Below are 24,485 nucleotides of genomic sequence, written 5' to 3' on the forward strand. Positions count from 1 at the left end.
CGCTCACGCCGTCACGATCGACAGTCCGCTCCCCCGCGGGAAGACCGGATCGACGGTGTCGCCCGGCACGTCGGTGCGCGATCGCCGCACCTCGTCCATCGAACGCGGGACCTCGATGGGCAGCCGTCCCCGCGGTGCGACCTCACCGGTGAGCGCCGCGAGCACCGCGGCATCCGAGCTTCCGTAGTCGGCGACCACGGCCGAGGCGATGGGGAGGAAGGGTGTGAGGATGGCCGGACGGTCCAGACCCACCACGAGCACGAGCGGGGCGTGCCCGGCCACGCGGGCCAGTCGCGCCACGAGCCCGGGTCCGAACTCGAGGGAGCCCTGGTGGAACCACTTCTCGAGGAAGAGGTCGTCGCGCGGTTCGAACGGGGCACCCACGCGCACCAGCGCGACATCCGCATCCTCGGGGCTCGCGACGCGCACACCGTAGGGGGCCAGGGCCTCGTCGCGGATGTTCTCGGCGTAGATCCTCGGTCGCGCAGCGGAGGCCAGCGGAAGGACGTCGCCCCGGTTCTGCAGCACGGTGAGCGATTCGGCCTGGGCACGGGTGCCGAGTTCGCGGAACTCGGCGTTGCCGACGATGCGCTCGGCTTCGTCCTCGTCGACGTAGGGGTCGTCGAAGAGCCCGAGCCGGAACTTCACCAGCAGGATGCGACGGGCCGAGGCGTCGACGCGCTCGATCGGCACGACTCCGCGCTCGACGAGGTCGACCAGCAGCTCGGTGCACTCCTCGCCGCCGAACTGGTCGACACCCGCCTCGAGCAGGCGCAGCATCCTCTCGGTCGGATCCAGCTCTTCCACTCCCCAGGCCCGGGCCGGGAGGACCTGGTCGCCCACGTGGTTGTCGTTGACGAGCTCCCAGTCGGTGACGACGACGCCGTCGTACCCGAGCTCGTCGCGCAGCAGATCGGTGATGATCTGCCGGTTGTAGGCGAAACCCACCTCGGCGATGGGCCGACCGTCGCGGACGAGACCGACCGGCATGCCGTAGTAGGGCATCATGCCCGCCGTGCCGCGCCGGATCGCCTCGCGGAACGGCTCGAGGTGGTAGTCGAACAGGCCGCCGGGGTAGACCTGCTCGCGGCCGTACGGGAAGTGCGCATCCTCGCCGTCGAGCTGGGGCCCGCCGCCCGGGAAGTGCTTCGTGGTGCAGGCGACGCTGTCGGGACCGAGCTCGTCGCCCTGGAAGCCGCGCAGATACGCCGCCGTGATCTGAGACACGCGCTCCGCGTCGTACCCGAACGTCTGCGCCTGGCGCGCCCAGCGGGCCTCGGTCGGCAGGTCGATCTGCGGATGCAGCGCGGCGCGGATGCCGACGGCGCGGTACTCCCGGCGCGCGACGTCGGCGAACTGCTCGATGACCTCGCGGTCGTCGAGGGCGGCCAGCCCCATCGGCTCAGGCCACTGCGAGAAGGGGCCCGCCGAGAAGGCGACGCCGGTGTTCTCGACGAAGGCGTGCCGCGGGTCGGTGCTGATCGTGACGGGCACGCCGTGCGGGGTGCTCTCGGCGAGGCGCTGGAGGTTGTTGTTCCAGCGGGCGCCCTCGCGGGCCGAACGGATCGCGTGGACGTTGAAGTGCGACATGTTCTTGCCGACGACGACGTCGGAGGTCGGCGATTTCGAGATCGCTCCCGGTGCCTCGAGCACCTCCCCCTCGGGGCCGATCTCGATGACCGTCTGGAACATCAGCCCGATCTTCTCGGCCGGCGACAGCCGTGCGAGTAGATCGTCGGTGCGCACCTCGGGGCTCAGGCGCGGGTCTTCGTACGGGTCGAGCACGCCGTTGCCGTTGAGATCGCGGAAACGGGTGCCGTCGGGTGCGGTCAGGAGATCGGGTCGCATGGGGGGACTTTCGCTCGAGGGGGAGGACGGATGCGGCGACGCAGGGGTCACTTGAGGCCGGTGGTGGCCACGCCGCGGATGAACCAGCGCTGCAGGAACACGAACAGCACGATGATCGGGGCGATCACGAGCACCGAGCCGGCCAGCAGCAGTCCGTAGTTGGTGGCGTTCTGCCCGGTCGAGTACAGCGACAGCGCGACCGGCAGGGTGTACATGTCCTCGGTCTGGGCCGACACCAGCGGCCAGAGGAAGTTGTTCCACGACGCCAGGAACGTCAGGATGCCGAGGGTCGCCAGCGGCGGGCCGCACAGCGGCATCACGATGCGCGAGAAGATGCGCCACTCCCCCGCTCCGTCGAGACGTGCCGCCTCGAGCAGGGCGTCGGGGATGCCCGCGACGAACTGCCGCATCAGGAACACCCCGATGGGAGCGGTGATGAACGGCAGGATCAACGCCGGGTACGTGTTGACCAGCCCGAGCGAGGACACCATCACGAACAGCGGGACGAAGGTCACCACCCCCGGCACCATCAGGGTGACCATCACCAGCAGGAAGAGCACGCGCTTGCCCGGGAACTCCATCTTGGCCAGCGCGTAGCCGACCATCGAGCAGAACACCATGTTGCCGAGCACCGTGACGACGGCGACGACGAGGCTGTTGAGGAAGAAGTGCCCGAAGTCGAGCGGTCCGAACCACTGCGCGAAGTTCTCGCCGGTGGGGTTCTCGGGCAGCCAGGTCGGCGGACGCTGGAGGATCTCGCCCTGGGTCTTGACCGAGCCGAGGAGCATCCAGACGAACGGGATCAGCCACACGACGAGGCCGACGGCTAGGACGCTGTAGGTGATGGCGCGCGGGCCGAGACCGCGGCGGCGACGGCTCCGCGCGGGCGGCGTCGGGGCGACGGTGTCGACCACCGGGGCGGGGATCGTTGTCATCGGGTCAGTCCTTCGAACGGAGCAGCCGGAACTGCAGCAGGCTCAGCAGGGCGATGGCGAGGAAGAGCACGTAGCTCGCGGCCGAGGCCAGGCCGTACTCGCCGAAGCCGAACTGCTGGAAGGTGTAATAGGCGACGGAGAGCGTGGAGTCCAGAGGTCCGCCCTTGGTCATCACGAACGCCTCCTCGAAGAACTGCAGGTAGCCGACCGAGATGAGCACGGCGCCGAGAAGGATCGTGGGGCGCAGCAACGGCAGCGTGACCGATATCAGCCGCCGCCAGGAGGAGGCGCCGTCCATCGTCGCCGCCTCGTTGACGTCCTGGGGCACGGCCTGCAGGCCGGCGAGGAAGATCACCATGAGCGTGCCGACGTTGCGCCACACCGCCATCATGATCAGCGACGGGAGGGCGAAGGATGGGTCGTTCAGCCAGTTCGGCCCGTCGATGCCGACGAGCGCCAGCGCGGAGTTGAGCAGGCCGTCGGGCTGCAGGATGTACCGCCAGACCACGGCGATCGCCACGATGCTGGTCACGACGGGGGCGTAGAAGCCGACGCGGAAGAACGCCACGATGCGTCCGCCGCCGCTGTTGAGCGCGAGGGCGAGGGCGAGCGCCAGCACCATCGTCACCGGGATGCCGACGACGACGAAGATCGCCGTGACCCCGAGGGAGGTGATGAAGCGCGGGTCGCCGAAGAGGGTCGCGAACTGGTCGAGCCACACGAAGTTCACCGCGAACGGGGAGGAGATGTCCCGCGCGGTGAAGTCGGTGAACGACATCGCGAACGACCCGACGATCGGGAAGAGCATGAAGACCGCGAACACCGCCACGAAGGGCAGGCAGAACGCCCAGGCGATGACCGCCTGACGCCGGCGCTGGCGGGCATGCAGGCCACCGGGCCGGGAGGCCCCGCGGCCGGAGTCGGTGACGGCTCCGGCCGCGGGAAGGGTGGACGTGGACACCGGGATCACTCCAGGCCGATGGCGTCTGCGTCGGCCTGCAGAGTCGTGAGCACCGAGGCGACATCGGCTCCGCCGCGGCGGAGCTGTTCGAGCGCCTGGTCGCCCTTGGCCGCGACCTGCACCCAGCTGGTCGTCACGGGCGGGGCCTTGGCCGTCTGCAGCTGCTCGCCGAACGTGCTGAGGCTCTCGTCGTCGGCCAGAGCCGGCGCATCCCACGCCGCCTGGAGCGCCGGGAGGTCACCGGTCTGCTCGTAGAACGCCGTCTGAGTGTCAGCCTCGCTCATCCAGCGGACGAGCTTCCAGGCCGACTCGGCGTTCTGACTGTTCTCGAAGACGACGAGGTTGGCCCCACCGCTGAACGACACCGAGCCCTCGTTCGCCGGGAGCACCGCGGTGGCGTACTTCGATACGAAGTCCTCCCCGCCCACGAGCTCGAGCTGGCCGCGGAGGAACGGTCCTTCGACCACCATGGGCGTGGTGCCCGAGACGAACTCGGCCTCGGTCGCCCCGGCCGACACATCGGCGTTCGCGTCGGCCAGGCCCGCGTCGAAGAAGCTCTGGTAGTACGACAGCCCCTCGGCCATCTCGGGGGTGTCGAGCGTCCATGCGTCGCCGTCGACCAGCTCGGCGCCCGCCGACCAGGGCATCCACATCGCGCCCTGGAACGAGTCGTTGCCGCCGGGGAGCCGGATGCCGAAGTCGGCTCCGGCCTTCTCCTGCATGTCGGCCGCCAGCTGCTGCAGCTCGTCCCAGTCGGCGGGAGCCTGCGTCCACCCCGCCTGCTGTGCGAGGTCGGTGCGGTAGTACAGCACGCGGGTGTCGACGTACCACGGAACACCGGCGACACGATCGTCGAACTCGGTGGTGCTGCGGGCACCGGGGAAGAAGCCGTCGGTGGAGATCTCGCCCGGAACCGTCGCGAACGCGTCGCCGAAGTCGGCCATCCACGTCGAGCCGACCATTGCGACATCGGGGGTGTTGCCGCCGGCGATAGCCGTCTGGAACTTGTTGTGGGCCGAGTCCCACGGGATCGCGGTGACCTCGATCGAGACGTCGGGGTTCGCCTCTTCGAACTCCGCGACGAACTCGGGCAGGGCCTCGCCCTCGGCACCCATCGCCCACACGGTGATCGTGCCGGTCGCCGGGCTGTCGTCGATGGACGTCACCTCGGCGGGCCCGGTCGCAGCCTCATCGGCGCGGCCGCACCCGGTCAGGATGAGCGAGACCGCGGCGAGCGTCGCCACTCCCCCAGCCACTGTTCTGAACTTCACGTCTTCCTCCTTGAATCGCGGGATCGCCGGGGCGATCAAAGCGCTTAAACCATCGCGCGTTGGTCAGTTTAAGCGCTTTGATCACAGCAGCGCAAACGACTCGAAGAGTTCTGGGCGATGCGCGAGAAAGCCCCCGCGGACCTGTCCGCGGGGGCTTCGTTCACGGCATCCGGGTCAGCGGACCTCGGCGCAGGACTGCGTCTGTCCCCACACGGTGACCGTGTCGGCTCCCTCGACGACGCACGTCTGGTAGATGTCGTTCGCGAGTCCGCCGAAGACCGAGAAGGCGACGACGATGGCGACGACCGAGAGGACGAGCAGGATCGAGCTGATGATGATCGCGGCGAGGGCCAGGCCGTTCTTCTGCCCGGCCTTCTTGCTCTGCACGAGAGCGACGATTCCGAGGATCAGACCGATGAGTTGCAGACCCACGGGAACGAGTGCCAGAACGAAGGCGACGATCCCCAGGGTCTTGCCGGGGACGGGTCCGCTGGGTGCGCCGCCGTACGCGGCATCGGACGACGAGGTCGGGTAGGCCGGCGGCTGGTACGCCGGAGGCTGCGGCACGGACGAGTTGCTCGGGTCGGTCATGGGGTCCCCCGGTGTGTCGGAAACGGATGGTCAGCCTCGACGTTAGCGAGAGCGGACCCCGCCGCACAAAGGGTTGTCAGCCCGAGACGCCGTCTACCCGGTCCGGCAGCACGATCGGAATCGCCGCGGTCACCGCCTGCAGACCCGACAGTCGTGCGGGCGAGAGCTGCTTGTCGACGTCGGCCCGCGACATCAATCCCGCCTCGACGACGAGGTCTCCGACGTTGCGATGGGTCAGCAGCGCCGTCTTGGCCAGAGCGGCGGCCGCGGCGTAACCGATGAAGGGGGTGAGCGCGGTGACCACGCCGACCGAGGATCCCACCATCGCGCCGAGCCGCTCGCGGTTGGCGGTGATGCCGTCGACGCAGTTGATGCGCAGCGTCCGCATCGCCCGACGCATCCAGGTGATCGACTGGAAGATCGAGTGCGCGATGATCGGCTCGAACGCGTTCAGCTGCAGCTGGCCGCCCTCGACCGCCATCGTGACGGTGAGGTCCGCCCCGGCCACCGCGAACGCGACCTGATTGACGACCTCGGGGATGACGGGGTTGACCTTGCCCGGCATGATGCTCGAACCGGCCTGGCGCGGTGGCAGGTTGATCTCGCCGAAGCCCGCCTGCGGTCCGCTCGAGAGCAGGCGGAGATCGTTGCTGATCTTCGACAGCTTGATCGCATTGCGTTTCAACGACGACGAGAACGACATGAACGAACCGGTGTCGCTCGTCGACTCGACGAGGTCGGCGGCGCTGGAGAGGTCGAGGCGGGTGATCTCGCGCAGGTGCCGCACCACGGACTCGCGGTAATCGGGGTGGGTCGTGATGCCCGTGCCGATCGCGGTGGCGCCCATGTTGATCTCGTAGAGCAGCGAGGCGTTCTCGCCGAGTCGCGCGTGGTCCTCGCCGAGGGTGGTGGCGAACCCGTGGAACTCCTGTCCGAGGGTCATGGGCACGGCATCCTGCAACTGGGTGCGGCCGACCTTCAGAACGTCGTGGAACTCGACCGCCTTGGCCAGGAACGACTCCCGCAGCAGCGCGAGCTCGTCGAGCAGCCCCTGCAGATCGAGTCCGAGGCCGACCTTGATCGCCGTCGGGTACACGTCGTTCGTCGACTGGCTGCGGTTGGTGTGGTCGATCGGCGAGAGGTAGGCGTAGTCGCCCTTGGGGCGGCCGGCGAGCTCGAGCGCGATGTTGGTGATGACCTCGTTGGCGTTCATGTTCGTCGAGGTGCCCGCCCCGCCCTGCACGACGCCCACGACGAACTGGTCGTGGAACTCGCCGTCGATGACGCGCTGCGCGGCGCGGTCGATGAGGTCGGCGCGTTCGGCATCGAGGACGCCGATGTCGCGGTTCGCACGCGCAGAGGCCTGCTTGACCATCGCGAGCGCCCGGACGAGGTCGCGATAGACCGAGATCGGGCGCTGCGAGATCGGGAAGTTCTCGAGGGCTCGCGCCGTGTGGACGCCCCAGTAGGCGTCGGCGGGGATCTCGAGCGAGCCGAGCGAATCGGTCTCGGTTCGCGTGGCGGAAGTGGGCGAGCTCATGCACGGGTCCTTGTGGGTCTCACGGCGATGGGAGGGGACGCCCCCAGCCTACTCAGCGCTTGCGGGAAAACCGGTCGAGACGCTCCTCCGCCGAGAGGGCGGCCATCTCGGCCACCCACGCGGGCGAGAAGTGATCGCCGGTGGGCGCCTCGACGACGGGGACGACGGTGTGAGTCACGACGTCGTCGTAGACGTGCACGAGGTGGAACGCCTGCCCGGCATCCATCCCGTTGACCGAGGCGGGCGGCCGTTGCAGGTTCATCGTGTAGCAGGTCGCCGACGCGACGCTCACCGGAACACCGGCGAAGGTGCCCTGCGTCGAGTAGTGCAGGTGCCCGGCGAGGATGCCGCGCACGTCGGTCCCCCGGATGACGTCGGCCAGCGCATCCTGGTGGCGCAGCTCGAGGATGTCGAACAGCGGAACGTGGCTCGGGATCGGCGGGTGGTGCAGCGCCAGTATCGTGCCGTGCGGCGCCGGTTCGGCGAGGATGCCGGAGAGCCAATCGAGCTGCGCGGCGTCGATGTCGCCGTGATGCCAGCCCGGCACCGTCGAATCGAGGGCGATCAGGCGCAGCCCCGACAAGTCCCAGACCCCCGTCACCGGGGCATCGGCGGCCGTGCCCGCCGTCTCGGCGGCATCCCACAACCCCGCGCGCATCGGAGCGCGCTCGTCGTGATTGCCCGCCACCCACACCACGGGCGCACCGAGCCGGGCGGCCACCGGCTCGACCGCGTCGCGGAGTCGACGGTAGGCGTCGGGCTCGCCGAGGTCGGTCAGATCACCGGTGAAGACGAGGGCGTCGGGCCGCACGCCGGTACGCTCGACGGCGTCCAAAGTCGCGGCCAGGTTCTGCTCGACGTCGAACCGGCCGCCGAGGGCGGCGCCGCCGCCCAGCAGGTGGGTGTCGCTCAGGTGGACGATCACGTGCCCCGCCGGGGCGTGACGGCCGAACTGCACGAGGCCCGCGGTGCCGTCGAGATGCGCGGAGGTCATGCCCACAGCCTAGGCGGGGGCTCCTACCTGCCGGCCACGATGAGCACGATGCCGCCCAGCACGGCGACGCCGCAGAGCGCGAACGCGGCGTAGGCGGCCACGAGGGCGACGCTCTTCTGAGCCTGCGTCAACGGGCTCTTCCTCGCCGCCTTGGCCGCGGCCTTCGCGTGCCGGCGCGCCTGCTTCTCGCTGATGACCGCGATCGCGTCCGTGAACTCCGCGGGGGTCACCACGGGCACACGGCCCGCGCGCACCAGCATCCGCAGACCCAGCGCGTAGAAGCCGACGACGAGGACGGCCGCGGCGATGGCCGCGGCGAACACCTGCACGAAGGCGAACCAGTCGATCGAGACGCTCATCGTCCGTCCTCCTCGCCCGATGCCTTGGCGGCGGCCGTGGCGCGGCGCTGCCGACGCGTCGGCGGCGGATCGGCCGGGACGTCGACCGCGAGGCCCGAGTCGGCGACCTCGCTCATGGCGTTGCCCGCGTGCACCTCGTCGCGGCGCGAGCGGAGGAACAGCGCGAGCACGATCACGACGGCCAGCACCGCATCGATGACGATGCCGACCGGACCGAGCCAGACGACCAGGAGCGCGGCGAGCGCGCCCACGGCGCCCGACGCGGGCAGCGTCAGCAGCCACCCGACCGCGATGCGTCCGACCGTCCGCCAGCGCACCGTCGACCCGCGGCGTCCGAGTCCGGAGCCGATGACCGACCCCGAGGCGACCTGGGTCGTCGACAGCGCGAAGCCCAGCGCGCTCGAGGCGAGGATCGTCGAGGCGGTGGACGCCTCGGCCGAGAAGCCCTGGGCCGGCTTGACATCGGTCAGCCCCTTGCCGAGCGTGCGGATGATGCGCCACCCGCCCATGTAGGTGCCGAGCGCGATCGTCACGGCGCAGGCGACGATCACCCAGAGCTGCGGTTCCGCGTGCTCGGCACTCTGCCAACCGGCGGCGATGAGGGCCAGGGTGATCACGCCCATGGTCTTCTGCGCGTCGTTGGTCCCGTGGGCCAGGGCCACGAGCGACGAGGTGAAGATCTGACCCCACCGGAAGCCGTCTCTCCCATCGGGCTTGCCGTCGTGACGACGGGTGATGGCGTAGGCGACCTTCGTCACCGTGAAGGCGATGACCCCGGCCGTGACCGGTGCGATCAGGGCGGGCAGGATGATCTTGCTCAACACGACGCCGAAGTCGATCGCCATCGCCCCGACGCCTACGAGGGTCGCACCGATCAGACCGCCGAAGAGAGCGTGCGACGAGCTCGAGGGCAGTCCCAGCAGCCACGTCAGCATGTTCCAGGTGATCGCGCCGATAAGACCGGCGAAGATGAGCGGCAGCAGCGCCGTCGCCTCGAGCTGATCCTCGCGGATGATGCCGTGCGAGACGGTCTTCGCGACCTCCGTCGAGAGGAACGCGCCGACGAGGTTGAGTCCCGCCGCCAGCAGGACGGCGACCTTGGGCTTGAGTGCCCCGGTGGCGATCGGCGTCGCCATCGCGTTCGCGGTGTCGTGGAAGCCGTTGGTGAAATCGAAGAAGAGTGCCAGTGCGATGACCAGCAGAAGAATGAGTACAGCGGTTTCCACTGTGCGCTCTCTGTGACGTGCGGACCCGCGAGCGCGGGTCCTCGAGTACGGGTCGGGATGCCGCGGCAGCGGCGGGCGCGAACGAAGAGTTCACCGTCTGTTCATGGTCCGGCAACCGGACCATCGAATCCTGCCACACCATCGCCTCGACCGGGAATCCGATCGACCGGGCGAGCCGATCTCGGCGCTAGCGTGGGACGGTGACCGACAACCGCGACATCCTCCCGCCGTCCGCTCCGATCGCTCCCGCGCGCGAGCACCGCCGCTCGCACCACGGCGACGAGGTCGTCGACCGGTACGAATGGCTGCGCCAGAAGGACGACGCCGAGGTCATCGCCCACCTGGAGGCCGAGAACGCCTACACCGACGCACGCACCGCGCACCTGGCCGGACTGCGCGAGCGGATCTTCGAAGAGATCAAGGGACGCACGCTCGAGACCGACCTCTCGGTGCCCACCCGACGCGGCGAATGGTGGTACTACAGCCGCACCGTCGAGGGCAGCCAGTACGGCATCCACTGCCGCGCGCCGCTCTCCTCACCCGACGACTGGACTCCGCCGCAGCTCGAGCCGGGGGCGGACGTTCCGGGCGAGCAGATCCTGCTCGACGGCAACCGGGAGGCCGAGGGGTCGGAGTTCTTCTCGCTCGGCAGCTTCGAGGTGTCCAGCGACGGGTCGCTGCTGCTGTACGGCGTCGACACCGAAGGCGACGAGCGATACACCCTCCGGCTGCGGGACGTCGCGACGGGCGAGAACCTCCCCGATGAGATCCCCGGCACCTTCGCGGGCGCCTCCATCTCGCCCGACGGGCGCTTCGTGGTCTATTCCACCGTCGACGACGCGTGGCGCCCGGACTCGGTGTGGCTGCACGAGATCGGCACCGACCCGGCGACCGACGAGCGCCTCTTCCACGAGCCCGACGAGCGCTACTGGGTGGGAGCGGGGTTCACCCGCAGCGACCGGTATCTCGTCATCGAGGTGGGGTCGTCGATCACGAGCGAGGAGCTCCTGGTGCCCGCCGACGACCTGCGCAGCGAGCCGCGGTCCGTATGGCCCCGGCGCGAGGGCGTCGAGTACTCGGCCTCGCATGCCGTGGTCGACGGCGAGGACGTGCTCTACATCCTGCACAACGACGGCGCCCTCGACTTCGAGCTCGTCCGCGTCTCGGTGTCCGACCCGACCGGTGAGCGCGAGGTCGTGCTCGCGCATGAGCCCGGACGGCGTCTGGAAGGCCTCTCCGCCTTCCGCGATTGGGCGCTGCTGGGGTACCGGCGCGAGGGCCTGCAGCGGCTGGGGGTCTTCGACTATTCGGCGGGGTCGGTGGCCGAGCTCGCGTTCCCCGAGCCGCTCTACACCGTCGGGTCGGGCGGGAACCCGGAGTGGGCGCCGCCGGTCATCCGCGTGGGTTACGGGTCGTTCGTGACCCCCGGCACGGTCTTCGACTACGTCGTCGCCACCGGTGAGCTGCTGCTCCGCAAGCGGCAGCCGGTCCTCGGCGGCTACGACCCCGAGGACTACGACCAACGGCGCGTGTGGGCCATCGCCGACGACGGCACGCGCATCCCGGTGTCGGTCGTCTGGAAGCGATCGTTCGGCGACCCCGGCGCCACCTCCGACGCCCAGTCGCGGGCGCTGCACCTGTACGGCTACGGGTCGTACGAGCACTCCATCGATCCGGCGATGTCGGTCGCGCGGCTCTCGCTCCTCGATCGCGGCGTCGTGTTCGCCGTCGCACACGTGCGCGGCGGCGGCGAGATGGGACGCCAGTGGTACGAGGAGGGCAAGCTGCTGCACAAGCGCAACACCTTCACCGACTTCGTCGCCGTCGCGCGGCACCTCGTCGAGTCCGGCTACACGGCGCCCGATCGGCTCGTGGCCGAGGGCGGATCCGCCGGCGGACTGCTCATGGGCGCCGTCGCGAACCTTGCGCCCGAGCTGTTCGCGGGAGTTCTGGCGGCGGTGCCGTTCGTCGACGCTCTGACGACGATCCTCGACCCCTCGCTTCCGCTCACCGTGATCGAGTGGGACGAGTGGGGCGACCCGCTGCACGACCCCGAGGTCTATGCGTACATGAAGTCGTACTCGCCGTACGAGAACGTGCGCGAGGGAGCGGACTACCCGCGCATCCTCGCGGTCACCTCGCTCAACGACACCCGGGTGATGTACGTCGAGCCGGCGAAGTGGGTCGCGCGCCTGCGCGAGGTCGGTGCCGACGTGATGCTCAAGTGCGAGATGTCGGCGGGCCACGGCGGCGTGAGCGGCCGCTACAACTCGTGGCGCGAGCGGGCGTTCGAGCTCGCCTGGCTGCTCGATGTCGTCGGCCTCGCCGAAGAAACGGCCTGACCCCCACCCTCAGCCCGAGGCCGAGCGCACGGGTTGACGCCGAGCGCACGGGTTGACGCCGAGCGCACGGACTCCCTTCGCGGATGAGCCGTGCGCTCGGCGCGATGCCGTGCACTCGGGGTGCCCGCGCGTGAGGTCAGAGCTGGCGGCGGCCCTCGAAGGCGCGGCCGAGGGTGACCTCGTCGGCGTACTCGAGGTCGCCGCCGACGGGCAGACCCGAGGCGAGGCGCGTGACGCGGATCTCGAGCGTCGTGAGGAGCCGACTGAGATAGGTGGCCGTCGCCTCCCCCTCGAGATTCGGGTTGGTGGCGAGGATGACCTCTTGCACGGTGCCGTCGGCGAGACGCTGCATGAGCTGGGTGATCCGCAGGTCGTCGGGCCCGACGCCCGCGATCGGGCTGATCGCACCGCCCAGCACGTGATACAGGCCGCGGAACTCGCGCGTGCGCTCGATCGCGGCGACATCCTTGGCGTCCTCGACGACGCAGATGAAGGCGGTGTCGCGCCGCGGGTCGCGGCAGATGGCGCAACGGTCCTGTTCGGAGACGTTGCCGCACAGCTCGCAGAACCGGACACGCTCGCGAAGCTCGCCCAGAAGGTGCGAGAGCTTGGAGACGTCGAAGGTCGGGGTCTGCAAGATGTGGAACGCGATGCGCTGAGCCGACTTGGGGCCGATGCCCGGGAGCCGGCCGAACTCGTCGATGAGGTCCTGGACGATGCCGTCGTACATGGGCTACCCGAATCTCGTGGGTGAGGTGAAGGGCTCTTCGCGCACGAAGGTCGCGCCCAGCATCTGCCGGACGACCGCCTCGCCATAGCGTTCGATGCCCCCGCGCGCCGGGGGCGTCGCCGAACGATCCGCAGCGGCGGACGGGCGCGGCGACGGCGAGCGGACGGGCGCCGCATCTCGCGGCATCGACCGTTCGACGGCGACGGGAGCCCGCGGCGGAACCGGCGCGTACTCGTCGACAGGCGGCGGCGGGTCGTCGCGGTCCTCCTCGTCGATGGGCGGGATCGGATCGGGGTACCGGTCGACGTCGCCGTCATGAGGCGCTGTGAGTGTGCGCACGGGTGCGGCGACGGCATCCTCGGGCTCGTCGTCGACGGCGAGCTGCGCGACCGGATCCGCCTGCGGGATCGGCGCGACGGCCCACTCCGTCACGGGCGCGGCGTAGGCCGTCGCGGACGAGGCGTTGCCCTTCGGTCCCCCCGCCGGCGACGAACCGGATGCGGTCGGGCGACCCGCCGGAGGCTGTGCCGGCTCCGAGCGGGCCTCCCCTCCCGGGCGCCCGCTGGGAGCGCTCGGGGCCGGGCCGCCGGGCGCGGGTCCGCCCCCGGGGTCGGAGTCGTGGCGGGCGACGTACTTCACCCGTACCCCGAGGATCGCGAGGATCGCCGAGCGCAGGTCTTCGCTCGGACCCTTGCCCGCGTTGAGCCTCTTGAACTGCAGGACGTCGGAATGGCTCTGGAACGACAGCGTGAGCACGCCGGTCTCGGAGAACCCGACGGGGGACGCGACCGACCCGATCATCCACGAGGTGCGGCTGATCGACTCCAGGCGCTGCAGCACCTCGGGCCATGCATCGCGCATCTGGGCGAGCGTGACTGTCGCGGGATCGCGGGGCTCCGCAGACGCGGTGGCCCCGGGCGCCGAGGAGGCGGTGGCCGGTGTCGAGGACGCAGCGGCGGGTGTCGGTGCTCCCGGCGAAGGGGACCGGGCGCCTTCGCGTTCCGCCACGGGGGACCCGGATGCCGCCGGGCCGGGGGCGGCGGACGCGGCGGCAGCAGGAGCCGCGGCACGCGGCGGCACGGCTCGATCGGCTTCGGGCGTGACCGTGCGAGAGGCCACGGAGGGCTGCGCGGGCGCGGCCGGCGATGCCGGCGCCGCGGCGATCGGAGCACCGGTCGACGCAGGCACGGCGTGGTTCGCCGCGGCGAGCACGCGGGCGACGAGCAGCTCGAGCTGCAGACGCGGCGACGTCGCGCCGGACATCTCGTCGAGTGCGGCGACGACGAGATCGGCGGTGCGCGAGAGACGGTCGGTGCCGAAGAGGGCGGCCTGCCGGTCCATGCGTTCGAGCTCGTCGGCCGAGACGCCTCGGAGCACGGCGGACGCGCCCTGCCCGGTCGCCGAGACGATGATGAGGTCACGGAGGCGTTCGAGGAGATCATCGACGAACCGCCGCGGGTCCTGGCCGGTCTGGATGACGCGATCGACCGCCGCGAAGGCCGCGGCCGCGTCGACGGCACCGAAGGCGCCCACCACCTCGTCGAGCAGCTCGGCATGGGTGTAGCCGAGGAGCGAGACGGCACGCTCGTACGCGACCGCGCCGTCGTCGGAACCCGCGATCAGCTGGTCGAGCAGCGAGAGGGTGTCACGCGGAGACCCGCCGCCGGCGCGCACGACCAGCGGAAGCACGCCCGCCTCGACCGTCACAGCCTCCTGCGCGCAGAGCTGTTCGACGTACTCGAGCATCGCCGCCGGCGCGACGAGCCGGAACGGGTAGTGGTGGGTGCGCGAGCGGATCGTGCCGATGACCTTCTCGGGCTCGGTCGTCGCGAAGATGAACTTCACATGCGCCGGCGGCTCTTCGACGAGCTTGAGCAGGGCGTTGAAGCCCTGCGCCGTGACCATGTGGGCCTCGTCGAGGATGAAGATCTTGAAGCGGTCTCGCGCCGGGGCGAAGACGGCCCGCTCGCGGAGGTCGCGCGCATCGTCGACGCCGTTGTGGGATGCCGCGTCGATCTCGACGACGTCGAGCGAACCGCCGCCGCCGCGGCTGAGCTCGACGCAGCTGTCGCACGTGCCGCACGGGGTGTCGGTCGGGCCCTGAGCGCAGTTGAGGCAGCGGGCCAGGATGCGCGCCGAGGTGGTCTTGCCGCACCCGCGCGGGCCGGAGAAGAGATAGGCGTGGCCGACGCGGTCGGAGCGAAGCGCTGTCATCAGGGGTTCGGTCACCTGCGACTGGCCGATCATCTCGCCGAACGCTTCGGGTCGGTAGCGGCGGTAGAGGGCGGTGGTCACCCACACAGACTACGGCGTACCGCCGACACCAGCCCCGCCCGCATCCCCGTCGCCCCCAACCCCGGTGGCGCCGAGCCCCACCGCATCCGCCCCCCGCAAGAAGGTGGCACCCCCACCCACAACACCCACCCCCAACCCAGCACACCCGCCGCATTCGGCGCGGGCACGACCCCGGCCCTGGCCCCGAGGGAGGAACATTCTCGAGCGGAGGGGGGTTGCAGGGGGCATGGATGCCGCGCGGGTCGATGTCGTGGTCGTCGGGGCCGGGCAGGCCGGGCTGTCAGCGGCCTATCACCTGCGGCGTCGCGGGTTCGAGCCCGACCCGGCTGCGACGCGGAGCTTCGTGGTCCTCGACGCCGAAGACTCCCCCGGCGGTGCGTGGCAGCACCGGTGGGAATCGCTTCGGATGGAGACGGTCAACGGCATCCACGAGCTGCCGGGCTTCGCGGTGCCCCCGGCCGGCCCGCGCGCATCGGCCCGCGATGTGCTGCCGGCGTACTTCGACGAGTACGAGCGGCGCTTCGACCTGAGTGTGCGCCGCCCCGTCCGGGTCGCGAGCGTCGAGCGGGAGGATGCCGATCCGCGGGGCCGCCTCCGGGTGGTCACCGGCAGCGGGTCATGGTCGGCGCGCTGGGTCGTCAACGCCACCGGCACGTGGCGGCGGCCGTTCTGGCCGCGCTACCCCGGGGCCGGGACGTTCCGAGGTCGCCAGCTGCACGTGCATGACTACGTCTCGGCCGAGGAGTTCGCCGGACAGCGCGTCGTGATCGTCGGGGCCGGCATCTCGGCGATCCAGCTGCTCGACGAGATCTCGCGTGTCGCCGAGACGTTCTGGGTCACGCGCGACGAACTGCGCTGGGACGCCGGCGGCTTCGACACCGCCGCCCGGATCGCCGCGATCGCGGGTGTCGAGGAACGCGTTCGGCAGGGGCTCCCGCCGGGGAGCGTCATCTCGGTGACGGGCCTGCACTGGAACCGGTGGGCGGAGTCCGCCCAGGCTCGCGGGGTGCTGGTGCGGCATCCGATGTTCGACCGGATCGAGCCCGACGGCGTGCGGATGCCGGACGGACGGCTCGAGCACGCCGACGTCATCCTCTGGGCCACCGGGTTCCGCGCCGACATCCCCCACCTCGCGCCGCTCGGGCTGCGGACGGCGGCGGGCGGCATCCGCGTCGCGAACGGCCGTTCGCTCGACGATCCTCGCCTGTTCCTGATCGGCTACGGGCCGTCGCAGTCGACCGTCGGCGCCAACCGGGCCGGACGCGACGCCGTACGCGCCATCGCATCCGACCCGGGTGAGAGCGTCAGGAGTCCACGCCTACGTTCGTCTGCAGTCCGTTGAAGGTCTGCTCGTAGTCCTGGACGACGGGGATCTCGCCGGTGATGGCGGGGATCTCGGTCGTGACCGTCGGGATCGAGGTCGTGACCGTGGAGACGGGCACGGATGCCGACAGCAGCGAGCCGTCGTCCCGGCGCGACTCCGAGACCTGCCGGAGCGACGGACGCCCCGACAGCAGCGGTCCCTGACCGGCCAGCGGCACGGTGACGGTGGCTCCACCCGCGACGCGGACGTCGCGGCCGCGCACGGAGAAGTCGACAGCGTCCCCCTCGCCGGCGGTGACGGTCATGGCCTCGGCGGTCAGGACGATGTCGAGCCGCGTGCCCTGCCAGTGCAGCGTGTACTCGAGCGAGGGCCAGTCCCGCGGCAGGCGCGGATCGAAGCTGAGTGCGCCGTAGTGGTCGCGCATGCCGCCGAAGCCCGAGACGAGCGCCGTCCACACGCCGCCGGCCGAGGCGACGTGCACGCCGTCCGCGGCGTTGCTGTGCAGGTCGCCGAGGTCGACGTAGATCGACGCGAGGAAGTACTCCAGCGCCAGGTCCTGGTAGCCCACCTCGGCCGCGAGGATCGACTGCACGACGCCCGAGAGCGTCGAGTCGCCGGTGGTCAGCGCGTCGTAGTACTCGAAGTCGGCCAGCTTCTCCTCATCGCTGAAGTGATTGCCCTGCAGGAACAGCGCGAGCACCACGTCGGCCTGCTTGAGCACCTGGTACCGGTAGATCACCAGCGGGTGGAAGTGCAGCAGCAGCGGTCGCTGGCTGTCGGGAGTGTTCTCGAGGTCCCACACCTCGCGCTCGAGGAAGACGGCATCCTGCGGGTGGATGCGCAGCGAGTCGCTGAAGGGGATGTGCATGGCCTCGGCCGCCCGCTCCCAGGCGTCCGCCTCGCCCGGGTCGAGACCGAGCCGTTCCGTCAGTGCGCGGTAGGCCTCGGGGGCCTCCTCGGCCATGTCGCGCACGGTGCGCGCCGCGAAGCGCAGGTTGAAACGCGCCATGACGTTGGTGAAGAGGTTGTCGTTGACGACGGTCGTGTACTCGTCCGGACCGGTGACGCCGTGGATGTTGAACGACTCGGCGTCGCCGTCGTCGCCGAAGCGCCAGAACCCGAGGGTCGACCACAGCCGGGCCGTCTCGACGGCGATGTCGACCGCTTCCCGGTAGAGGAAGTCGACGTCCCCGGTAGCGCGGACGTACTTGGCCAGCGCGAAGCTCACGTCGGCGTTGATGTGGTACTGCGCGGTGCCGGCGGCGTAGTACGCCGACGCCTCCTCGCCGTTGATGGTGCGCCACGGGAAGAGCGCCCCGGCCTCGTTCAGCTGACGCGCGCGGCGGCGCGCCGCAGGGAGCATGAGGTGGCGCATGCGCAGCGCGTTGCGGGCCCAGAGCGGCGTCGTGTACGCCAGGAAGGGCAGCACGTAGACCTCGGTGTCCCAGAAGTAGTGACCGCTGTAGCCCGATCCCGAGACGCCCTTGGCCGGCACGCCCTGGCCGTCCGCGCGTGCCGCCGCCTGGGCGAGCTGGAACAGGCACCAGCGCGTCGCCTGCTGCAGGTCGTCGTGGCCGGCGATGCGCACGTCGGAGCGCCGCCAGAAGTCCGCGCACCACGCGGCCTGGCGCTCGAACTGGGCGTCGACACCCTCGTCACGGATGCGGTCGAGCACGCGGCGGCCGCGGTCGACCAGCTCGCGCGCGGGCACGCCGCGGGACGTGTGGTAGCTGACGAGCTTCGTCACCGTCACCGGCACGCCCTGCTTGGCGTGGACGCGGAAGACGTTCTTGGCGATGTCGGGCTCGACCAGGCGCCGGGCGGAGTACTCGTTCTCGGTGTCGATGAGATGGTCGGCCACCACCGAGACGGTCATGCCCGAGTTCGTGGCCTTGTACGACAGCACGGCACGGCCGTCCTCGTCCTGCCAGAACTCCTGCGGCTGGAGCACACGCTCCTCGATCTTCTCCGTCTTACGGGGATCGAACCCGGCCTTCGCGCGGTTCGGGGCCGAGCCTCCGTAGACGTCCTCGCCGTCCTGGCGATTGACGATCTGGCAGCTGACGGTGACCGGCGCGTCGGAGTTGAGCACCGTGACCGTCAGCCGCATGATCGCGAGGTGCTTCTGCTCGAACGACACGAGACGCTCGAAGTCGACCTGCACCTCCTTGCCGCTCGGCGTGACCCAGCGCAGGTTGCGCGTCAGGACACCCGTGCGCATGTCGAGCACGCGCTCGTAGTCGCGGACGTCGGCGACGTCGAGGGCCAACGGCTCGTCGTCGACGTAGACGCGCATGACCTTCGCGTCGGGGGCGTTGATGATGGTCTGGCCGACCTCGGCGAAGCCGTAGGCCTGCTCGGCGTGACGGATCGGGAAGATCTCGTGGAAACCGTTGATGAACGTCCCGTGCTCATGGGCGTGACGCCCCTCGGGGTGGTTCCCGCGCAGGCCGAGATAGCCGTTGCCGACGGCGAAGAGCGTCTCGGTGACGCCGATGTCGTCGATCGAGAACTTCTTCTCGACGAGTCGCCAGGGGTCGACGGGGAAGCGATCGCGATCGATCATGGCGGCCTTCCGGAGGATGGGGCGCCGCGGCTCGGGAGGCGCGCGGTGCGGGGACGGGCGGGTGTTCGGGAGGGTCAGACGAAGGCGTCGAGATCGTCGACGACGACGTGGGCTCCGCGCGCGCGCAGCGCGTCGGCACCGGCACCGCGATCGACGCCGACCACGAGAGCGTAGCCTGCCGCGACGGCCGACTCGACACCCGAGTGCGCGTCCTCGACGGCCACCGAACGGGCCGGGTCGACGCCCAGCATCCGCGCGCCCTCGGCGAAGACGTCGGGGGCGGGCTTGGAGGGCAGGTGACGCTCCTCGGCGACGACCCCGTCCATGATCACGGGGAAGCGGTCGAGAAGCCCGGCGACGGTGAGGACCTCGCGCGCGTTCTTCGAGCTCGACACCACGGCGATCGGGATGCCGGCGGCCTCGAGCTTGTCGATCAGCGCGACCGAGCCGGCGTAGGGCTCGATGCCCTCGGCGCGGAGCACGCGCTCGAACACCGCGTTCTTGCGGTTGCCGATGCCGCAGATCGTGTCGGCGGACGGGTCATCGCTCGGATCGCCCCACGGCACCTCGACGTCGCGCGACCGCAGCAGGCTCGCGACCCCGTCGTAGCGCTTCTTGCCGTCGAGGTGGCGGAAGTAGTCGTCCGGCTCGTACGGCGGAGTGATGTCCCAGGCGGTGAAGAGCTCGGTGAACATCGTCTGCCAGGCGCGCATGTGCACCTCGGCGGTCGGGGTGAGCACGCCGTCGAGATCGAAGAGCACGCCGTCGTAGGTGGTCAGGTCGGGTAGCTGAGCCGCGGTCACGGAACCAGCGTAATGACATGGAGGGCCGGCATCGGACGCATCGGCCGGGACGCGGTCAGGATGTCACGGCCAGCGTCTGGCGCGCGATCTCGAGCTCCTCGTCGGTGGGAACGACGAGGACGCTCACGCGCGACGCGTCCGTGGAGATCCGCCGGATGCCGCGTCCACGCTCCTCGTTGCGTACGGGGTCGATCTCGACGCCCGCGAAGCCCAGCGTCTCGAGGGCGGCGGCACGCACCATCGGCGAGTTCTCGCCGACACCCGCGGTGAACGAGATCACGTCGGCGCCGCCGAGCTGCGCCAGGTAGGCGCCGGCGTATGCGCGCAGCCGGTGCGCGTAGACCTCGAACGCGAGGGTCGCCTTCTCATCGCCTCGCTGCACGCCGTCCTCGATGTCGCGCATGTCCGACACGCCGGCCAGGCCCAGCATGCCGGAGCGCTTGTTCAGCAGGTCGTCGAGCTGCGGGATGGTCATCTCGGCACGCCGCGCCAGGTGGAAGATCACCGCGGGGTCGAGGTCGCCCGACCGGGTGCCCATCACCAGCCCCTCGAGCGGGGTGAGCCCCATCGAGGTGTCGACGGAGCGGCCGCGGTCGATCGCGGTGACCGACGCGCCGTTCCCGAGATGGAACACGATCTGGCGCAACTCGTCGACCGGCCGCCCGAGGTGAGCCGCCGCGGCCTCGGCGACGAACTTGTGCGAGGTGCCGTGGAAGCCGTAGCGGCGCACGCGATGCGCCTCGGCGAGCTCGGCGTCGATGGCGTAGGTGTAGGCGGCGGGCGGCATCGTCTGGTGGAAGGCCGTGTCGAACACGGCGACGTGGGGAAGATCGCCGAATGCGGCCTTGGCCGCCCGGATGCCCTGCAGCGCGCCGGGGTTGTGCAGCGGCGCCAGCACGGACAGCTCGTCGATGTTGATCTCGACGAGCGGCGTGATGAGCGTGGGCTCGAAGAATCGCGCGCCGCCGTGCACGACGCGGTGCCCGACGGCGACGGGCGCGAACCGCTCGAGCGACGGCCCGTTCTCGGCGAAGGCGTCGAGCATGAGCTGGAAGCCGGCCGTGTGGTCGGCGATCGGCAGTTCGCGCTCGTGGGTCGCGTCGGTCGCGGTCACGGCGGCATCGGCTCCGGTCGCCGCCGTGCCGGCGAAGAAGACCGTGTGCTTGACGCGGCCCTTCTCCTGGCCGATGCGCTCGACGAGACCCGACGCGTGCGGGGCACCCGTGGCGGCGTCGATCAGCTGGTACTTGAACGACGACGAGCCGCTGTTGATGACGAGCACGATGCTCATGCGGTTGCCCCTCCCTGGGCCTGGATCGCCGTGATGGCGATGGTGTTGACGATGTCCTCGACCAAGGCACCGCGCGAGAGGTCGTTGATGGGCTTGTTCAGGCCCTGCAGGACCGGTCCGATCGCGATCGCGCCTGCCGAGCGCTGGACGGCTTTGTAGGTGTTGTTGCCGGTGTTCAGGTCGGGGAAGACGAAGACCGTCGCCTTGCCCGCGACCGACGAGCCGGGCATCTTCTTGGCCGCCACCGCGGCGTCGGCGGCGGCGTCGTACTGGATCGGACCTTCGACCAAGAGCTCGGGCGCGCGCTCGCGCACCAGCGCGGTCGCCTCCCGCACCTTCTCGACGTCGGCGCCCGAACCGGACTCCCCCGTCGAGTACGACAGCATCGCCACGCGCGGGTCGATGCCGAACTGGCGCGCCGTCTCGGCCGACGACACCGCGATGTCGGCGAGCTGCTCGCTCGTGGGATCCGGGATCACCGCGCAGTCGCCGTAGACGAGCACGCGGTCGGCGAGCGCCATGAGGAAGACGCTCGAGACGACCGAGACACCGGGCTTGGTCTTGATGATCTCGAAGGCGGGGCGGATGGTGTGCGCCGTGGTGTGCGCGGCACCCGAGACCATGCCGTCGGCCAGCCCCAGATGCACCATGAGCGTTCCGAAGTACGACACGTCGGTCACGGCATCCGCCGCCTGGCCGTAGGTCATGCCCTTGTGGGCCCGCAGCCGCTCGTACTCGCGGGCGAACTTGTCGACGTGCACCGCGTCGAAGGGCGAGAGGATCTCGGCTCCACGCAGGTCGAGACCGAGCTCGAGCGCGCGCGAGCGCACCTCGATCTCCTCGCCCAGCAGTGTGACGTCGGCGATGCCGCGCGCGAGAACGATGGATGCCGCATGCAGCACGCGGTCGTCGTCGCCCTCGGGCAGCACGATCCGGCGCCGGTCGGTGCGGGCGCGCTCGACGAGCCCGTAGGCGAACATCAGCGGGGTGAGCACGGTGGAGCGGGCCAGGCCGAGGGCCTCGGTGAGCTCCACCGTGTCGATGTGCCGCTCGAACAGGGTCACTGCCGCCTCGTAGTGGCGCCGGGAGTCGGCGGCGAGGCGCCCCCGCGTGCTCATGATGCGCGCCGCGGTCTCGTAGGTGTCGAGGTCGGTGGCGATGATCGGCAAGGTCGCCCCGACGCCGTCGATGAGCCGATCGACCTGCTCGGGAAGAGGGAACCCGCCGTTGATGACGATCGCCGAGAGCGTGGGGAAGGTCCCGGAGGCGTGCGCGAGGAGCGTCGCGAGCAGGACCTCGGCCCGATCGGCGGGGATCACCACGACGGAGCGCTCGCTCAGGCGCGGGAGGACGTTGACCATCGACATCGCGCCGATCACCACACCCAGGACTTCGCGACCGAGCAGCTCGGCGTCGCCCTTCACGAGCGAGCCCTCGACCGACTCGAGCACCCCGCGCACCGACGGCGACACGAGGAAGCGGTCCTCGGGGACGGCCCACACCGGCACGTCGTGCGGCACCGCGTGGCGGACGGCCTCGACGATCTCGTCGAGACGCTCGCCGTCGGCACGGTTGGCCACCACCGCGAAGAGTTCGGCCCGGTCGTCGCGCAGCTCCGCCGCCGCGAGCGAGGCGATCTGTCTCATCTCGTCGGGGGTGCGCGCCGACGACGAGCCGAGCTTCTCCCCTCCGCCCTGCCCGGCGCGCCCGCCGAGGACGAGCAGCACCGGGGCACCGAGGTTGACGGCGATCCGGGCGTTGTAGCCGAGCTCGGCGGGCGACCCGACGTCGGTGTAGTCGCTGCCCATGATGACCACGGCGTCGCACTGCGCCTCGACGGCCTTGTACCTCTCGACGATGCGCGAGAGAGCGGCATCCGGATCGCTGCGCATGTCGTCGTAGGTCACGCCGATGCAGTCGTCGTAGGCCAGGTCGACCCCGTCGTGGTCGAGAAGCATTTCGAGCACGTAGTCGCGTTCGTCGGTCGATCGGGCGATCGGCCGGAAGACCCCGACGCGCGGCGCGACCCGGCTGAACGCCTCGAGCACCCCCAGCGCGATGATCGACTTGGCGGAATGGCCTTCTGCGGACGTGATGTAGATGCTCTGAGCCACGGATCCAGCCTAAAAGGGAGAGGCCTGACCACGAACCGTGAATATCCCATCGGATCGCGGCGGCGGATGCCGCAGGCCACGACGGTGGGGAAAAGTAAGACTCTCCGCGAACCCGGCAGAGCCTGGTTACCCTTGCTACGTTTCCGTCCTGGGGGAGTTGGCCTGGATGCCGCCTCGCGGAGAGCTGCCACCAGTCTAACCACGAAGCTGAGTCCCCCCGTCACCGGGGGCGGTTAGGCTCTCGCCAGACGGGCGCGACGCGGCGCGGCACGCGGCGCCGACAACGAGGGGATCGCATGACGAACGACGGCACGTGGGCGGCTTCCGGCCCCGATCGGTTCGCCACCACCACCGACGCGATCTCGGCGAGCATCGCCGGGGTCATCGACGGAAAACCCGAGGCGGTGCGGTCCGCGCTGGTCTGCCTGCTCGCCGAGGGCCACCTGCTGATCGAGGACGTGCCCGGGGTCGGCAAGACGGTGCTCGCCCGGGCGCTCGCAGCGTCGGTCGACGCGTCCGTGCGCCGCATCCAGTTCACGCCCGATCTGCTGCCGGGAGATGTGACCGGGGTGAGCGTGTTCAATCAGGCCGACCGCGAGTTCGAGTTCAAACAGGGTGCGATCTTCGCCCACATCGTCATCGCCGACGAGATCAACCGCTCCTCCCCCAAGACCCAATCCGCCCTGCTCGAGGCGATGGAGGAGCGCCAGGTCACCGTCGACGGGCGGACCCACCCCCTCCCGGCGCCGTTCCTCGTCGTCGCAACGCAGAACCCGCTGGAGATGGAGGGGACGTACGCGCTCCCCGAAGCGCAGCGCGACCGTTTCATGATGCGCATCTCGATGGGCTACCCCGACGCCGCGTCGGAGGCTCGGATGCTGCGCCAGCGCGACAGCGTCAATCCGCTGACATCGCTCTCCCCGGTCATCTCGGCCGCCGAGGTCCAGGAGCTCATCTCGTGGGCCCGGGGACTGCACGTCTCCCCCGCCGTGGAGGAGTACGCCGTCGCGATCGCCCGCGCCACCCGCGAACACCCCGACCTGCGGCTCGGCGCGAGCCCGCGGGCGACGCTGCAGCTCGTGCGCGCCGCGAAGGTGTGGGCGGCGCTCGACGGACGGCCCTTCGTCATCCCCGACGACATCGTCGCCCTGCTGCAGCCGGTCTTCGCCCACCGCCTCATCCCCGCCCGGACCAGCGGCGCGACCCGGGGCCGCAGCGGCGCCGAGGTCGTCGAGGCGGCGCTCGAGGCCATCGCGGCCGAGGTTCCGGTGCCGCTGCCGGTGCGCTGAGGATCG

Annotated in this window: 18 protein-coding genes and 1 other RNA gene; 3 read left to right on the forward strand and 16 right to left on the reverse strand. The window is 70.4% G+C overall.

From position 1 onward, the window contains the following. Positions 1–3 precede the first annotated feature (3 nt). The 9 genes from HW566_RS04340 to HW566_RS04380 form a co-directional block, all read right to left on the reverse strand. Positions 4–1,848, reverse strand: coding sequence for a glycoside hydrolase family 3 protein (locus tag HW566_RS04340; RefSeq protein ID WP_178010730.1), 1,845 nt, complete (start codon positions 1,846–1,848; stop codon positions 4–6). A gap of 47 nt (positions 1,849–1,895) precedes the next feature. Next, entirely contained in the window at positions 1,896–2,783 is an 888-nt protein-coding gene (locus tag HW566_RS04345) for a carbohydrate ABC transporter permease (RefSeq protein WP_178010732.1), read from the reverse strand. Between the two features lie 4 nt (positions 2,784–2,787). Further along, positions 2,788–3,744: a carbohydrate ABC transporter permease gene (locus HW566_RS04350; protein ID WP_178010734.1), complete on the reverse strand. Its 957-nt coding sequence runs from the start codon at positions 3,742–3,744 to the stop codon at positions 2,788–2,790. A gap of 5 nt (positions 3,745–3,749) precedes the next feature. After that, positions 3,750–5,015 carry an extracellular solute-binding protein gene (locus HW566_RS04355; protein WP_256728861.1) on the reverse strand — a complete coding sequence of 422 codons (1,266 nt, stop codon included), beginning with the start codon at positions 5,013–5,015 and terminating at the stop codon, positions 3,750–3,752. A 174-nt stretch (positions 5,016–5,189) separates the two neighbouring features. Next, the gene (locus tag HW566_RS16005; RefSeq protein ID WP_256728862.1) at positions 5,190–5,606 is read right to left on the reverse strand and encodes a DUF4190 domain-containing protein; all 417 of its coding nucleotides are present in this window, start codon (positions 5,604–5,606) and stop codon (positions 5,190–5,192) included. A 76-nt stretch (positions 5,607–5,682) separates the two neighbouring features. Continuing rightward, positions 5,683–7,146 (reverse strand): aspartate ammonia-lyase, encoded by a 1,464-nt coding sequence (locus HW566_RS04365; RefSeq protein WP_178010736.1) that lies wholly within the window; start codon positions 7,144–7,146, stop codon positions 5,683–5,685. Between the two features lie 52 nt (positions 7,147–7,198). Then, on the reverse strand, positions 7,199–8,140 hold the full coding sequence (locus tag HW566_RS04370; protein WP_178010738.1) for a phosphodiesterase: 942 nt from the start codon (positions 8,138–8,140) through the stop codon (positions 7,199–7,201). 23 nt (positions 8,141–8,163) lie between these two features. Next, entirely contained in the window at positions 8,164–8,499 is a 336-nt protein-coding gene (locus HW566_RS04375; protein WP_178010739.1) for a peptidase, read from the reverse strand. Next, a complete protein-coding gene (locus HW566_RS04380) occupies positions 8,496–9,725 on the reverse strand; it encodes an inorganic phosphate transporter (protein ID WP_178010741.1) in 1,230 nt (409 codons plus the stop codon). The genes HW566_RS04375 and HW566_RS04380 overlap by 4 nt, the downstream gene beginning before the upstream one ends. A gap of 200 nt (positions 9,726–9,925) precedes the next feature. Between HW566_RS04380 and HW566_RS04385 the strand changes: the two genes are divergently transcribed. Further along, complete coding sequence (locus HW566_RS04385; protein ID WP_372955787.1) at positions 9,926–12,067, forward strand: S9 family peptidase; 2,142 nt, start codon at positions 9,926–9,928, stop codon at positions 12,065–12,067. A 136-nt stretch (positions 12,068–12,203) separates the two neighbouring features. On the opposite strand, the gene recR is transcribed toward HW566_RS04385, so the two are convergent. Next, complete coding sequence (gene recR / locus HW566_RS04390; protein ID WP_178010743.1) at positions 12,204–12,797, reverse strand: recombination mediator RecR; 594 nt, start codon at positions 12,795–12,797, stop codon at positions 12,204–12,206. Between the two features lie 3 nt (positions 12,798–12,800). Next, complete coding sequence (locus HW566_RS04395) at positions 12,801–15,092, reverse strand: DNA polymerase III subunit gamma and tau (RefSeq protein ID WP_178010745.1); 2,292 nt, start codon at positions 15,090–15,092, stop codon at positions 12,801–12,803. A gap of 226 nt (positions 15,093–15,318) precedes the next feature. Here HW566_RS04395 and HW566_RS04400 point away from each other — a divergent pair, with 226 nt between their 5' ends. Further along, positions 15,319–16,434 carry an NAD(P)-binding domain-containing protein gene (locus tag HW566_RS04400; RefSeq protein ID WP_178010747.1) on the forward strand — a complete coding sequence of 372 codons (1,116 nt, stop codon included), beginning with the start codon at positions 15,319–15,321 and terminating at the stop codon, positions 16,432–16,434. On the opposite strand, the gene HW566_RS04405 is transcribed toward HW566_RS04400, so the two are convergent. The 5 genes from HW566_RS04405 to ffs form a co-directional block, all read right to left on the reverse strand. After that, entirely contained in the window at positions 16,397–18,982 is a 2,586-nt protein-coding gene (locus tag HW566_RS04405) for a glycoside hydrolase family 65 protein (RefSeq protein ID WP_178010749.1), read from the reverse strand. The genes HW566_RS04400 and HW566_RS04405 overlap by 38 nt on opposite strands. A gap of 74 nt (positions 18,983–19,056) precedes the next feature. Continuing rightward, positions 19,057–19,785, reverse strand: coding sequence for an HAD family hydrolase (locus tag HW566_RS04410; RefSeq protein ID WP_178010751.1), 729 nt, complete (start codon positions 19,783–19,785; stop codon positions 19,057–19,059). 55 nt (positions 19,786–19,840) lie between these two features. Further along, positions 19,841–21,076 carry an acetate/propionate family kinase gene (locus HW566_RS04415; protein ID WP_178010753.1) on the reverse strand — a complete coding sequence of 412 codons (1,236 nt, stop codon included), beginning with the start codon at positions 21,074–21,076 and terminating at the stop codon, positions 19,841–19,843. Beyond that, positions 21,073–23,190: a phosphate acetyltransferase gene (gene pta, locus HW566_RS04420; protein WP_178010755.1), complete on the reverse strand. Its 2,118-nt coding sequence runs from the start codon at positions 23,188–23,190 to the stop codon at positions 21,073–21,075. The genes HW566_RS04415 and pta overlap by 4 nt, the downstream gene beginning before the upstream one ends. 92 nt (positions 23,191–23,282) lie before the next feature. Beyond that, an RNA gene (gene ffs / locus HW566_RS04425) (signal recognition particle sRNA small type) lies at positions 23,283–23,379 on the reverse strand. 107 nt (positions 23,380–23,486) lie between these two features. Between ffs and HW566_RS04430 the strand changes: the two genes are divergently transcribed. Next, entirely contained in the window at positions 23,487–24,479 is a 993-nt protein-coding gene (locus HW566_RS04430; protein WP_178010757.1) for an AAA family ATPase, read from the forward strand. Positions 24,480–24,485 lie beyond the last annotated feature (6 nt).

Origin of the sequence: Microbacterium oleivorans (assembly GCF_013389665.1) — a bacterium.
GTDB lineage: Bacteria > Actinomycetota > Actinomycetes > Actinomycetales > Microbacteriaceae > Microbacterium > Microbacterium oleivorans_C.

What these genes read in the sequence shown, in the direction of transcription:
- HW566_RS04370 (WP_178010738.1), bottom strand. Translation starts at nt 8,140, where the DNA reads ATGACCTCCGCGCATCTCGACGGCACCGCGGGCCTCGTGCAGTTCGGC.
- HW566_RS04415 (WP_178010753.1), bottom strand. Translation starts at nt 21,076, where the DNA reads ATGAGCATCGTGCTCGTCATCAACAGCGGCTCGTCGTCGTTCAAGTAC.
- HW566_RS04365 (WP_178010736.1), bottom strand. Translation starts at nt 7,146, where the DNA reads ATGAGCTCGCCCACTTCCGCCACGCGAACCGAGACCGATTCGCTCGGC.
- recR (WP_178010743.1), bottom strand. Translation starts at nt 12,797, where the DNA reads ATGTACGACGGCATCGTCCAGGACCTCATCGACGAGTTCGGCCGGCTC.
- HW566_RS04340 (WP_178010730.1), bottom strand. Translation starts at nt 1,848, where the DNA reads ATGCGACCCGATCTCCTGACCGCACCCGACGGCACCCGTTTCCGCGAT.
- HW566_RS04345 (WP_178010732.1), bottom strand. Translation starts at nt 2,783, where the DNA reads ATGACAACGATCCCCGCCCCGGTGGTCGACACCGTCGCCCCGACGCCG.
- HW566_RS16005 (WP_256728862.1), bottom strand. Translation starts at nt 5,606, where the DNA reads ATGACCGACCCGAGCAACTCGTCCGTGCCGCAGCCTCCGGCGTACCAG.
- HW566_RS04375 (WP_178010739.1), bottom strand. Translation starts at nt 8,499, where the DNA reads ATGAGCGTCTCGATCGACTGGTTCGCCTTCGTGCAGGTGTTCGCCGCG.
- HW566_RS04405 (WP_178010749.1), bottom strand. Translation starts at nt 18,982, where the DNA reads ATGATCGATCGCGATCGCTTCCCCGTCGACCCCTGGCGACTCGTCGAG.
- HW566_RS04400 (WP_178010747.1), top strand. Translation starts at nt 15,319, where the DNA reads ATGGATGCCGCGCGGGTCGATGTCGTGGTCGTCGGGGCCGGGCAGGCC.
- HW566_RS04430 (WP_178010757.1), top strand. Translation starts at nt 23,487, where the DNA reads ATGACGAACGACGGCACGTGGGCGGCTTCCGGCCCCGATCGGTTCGCC.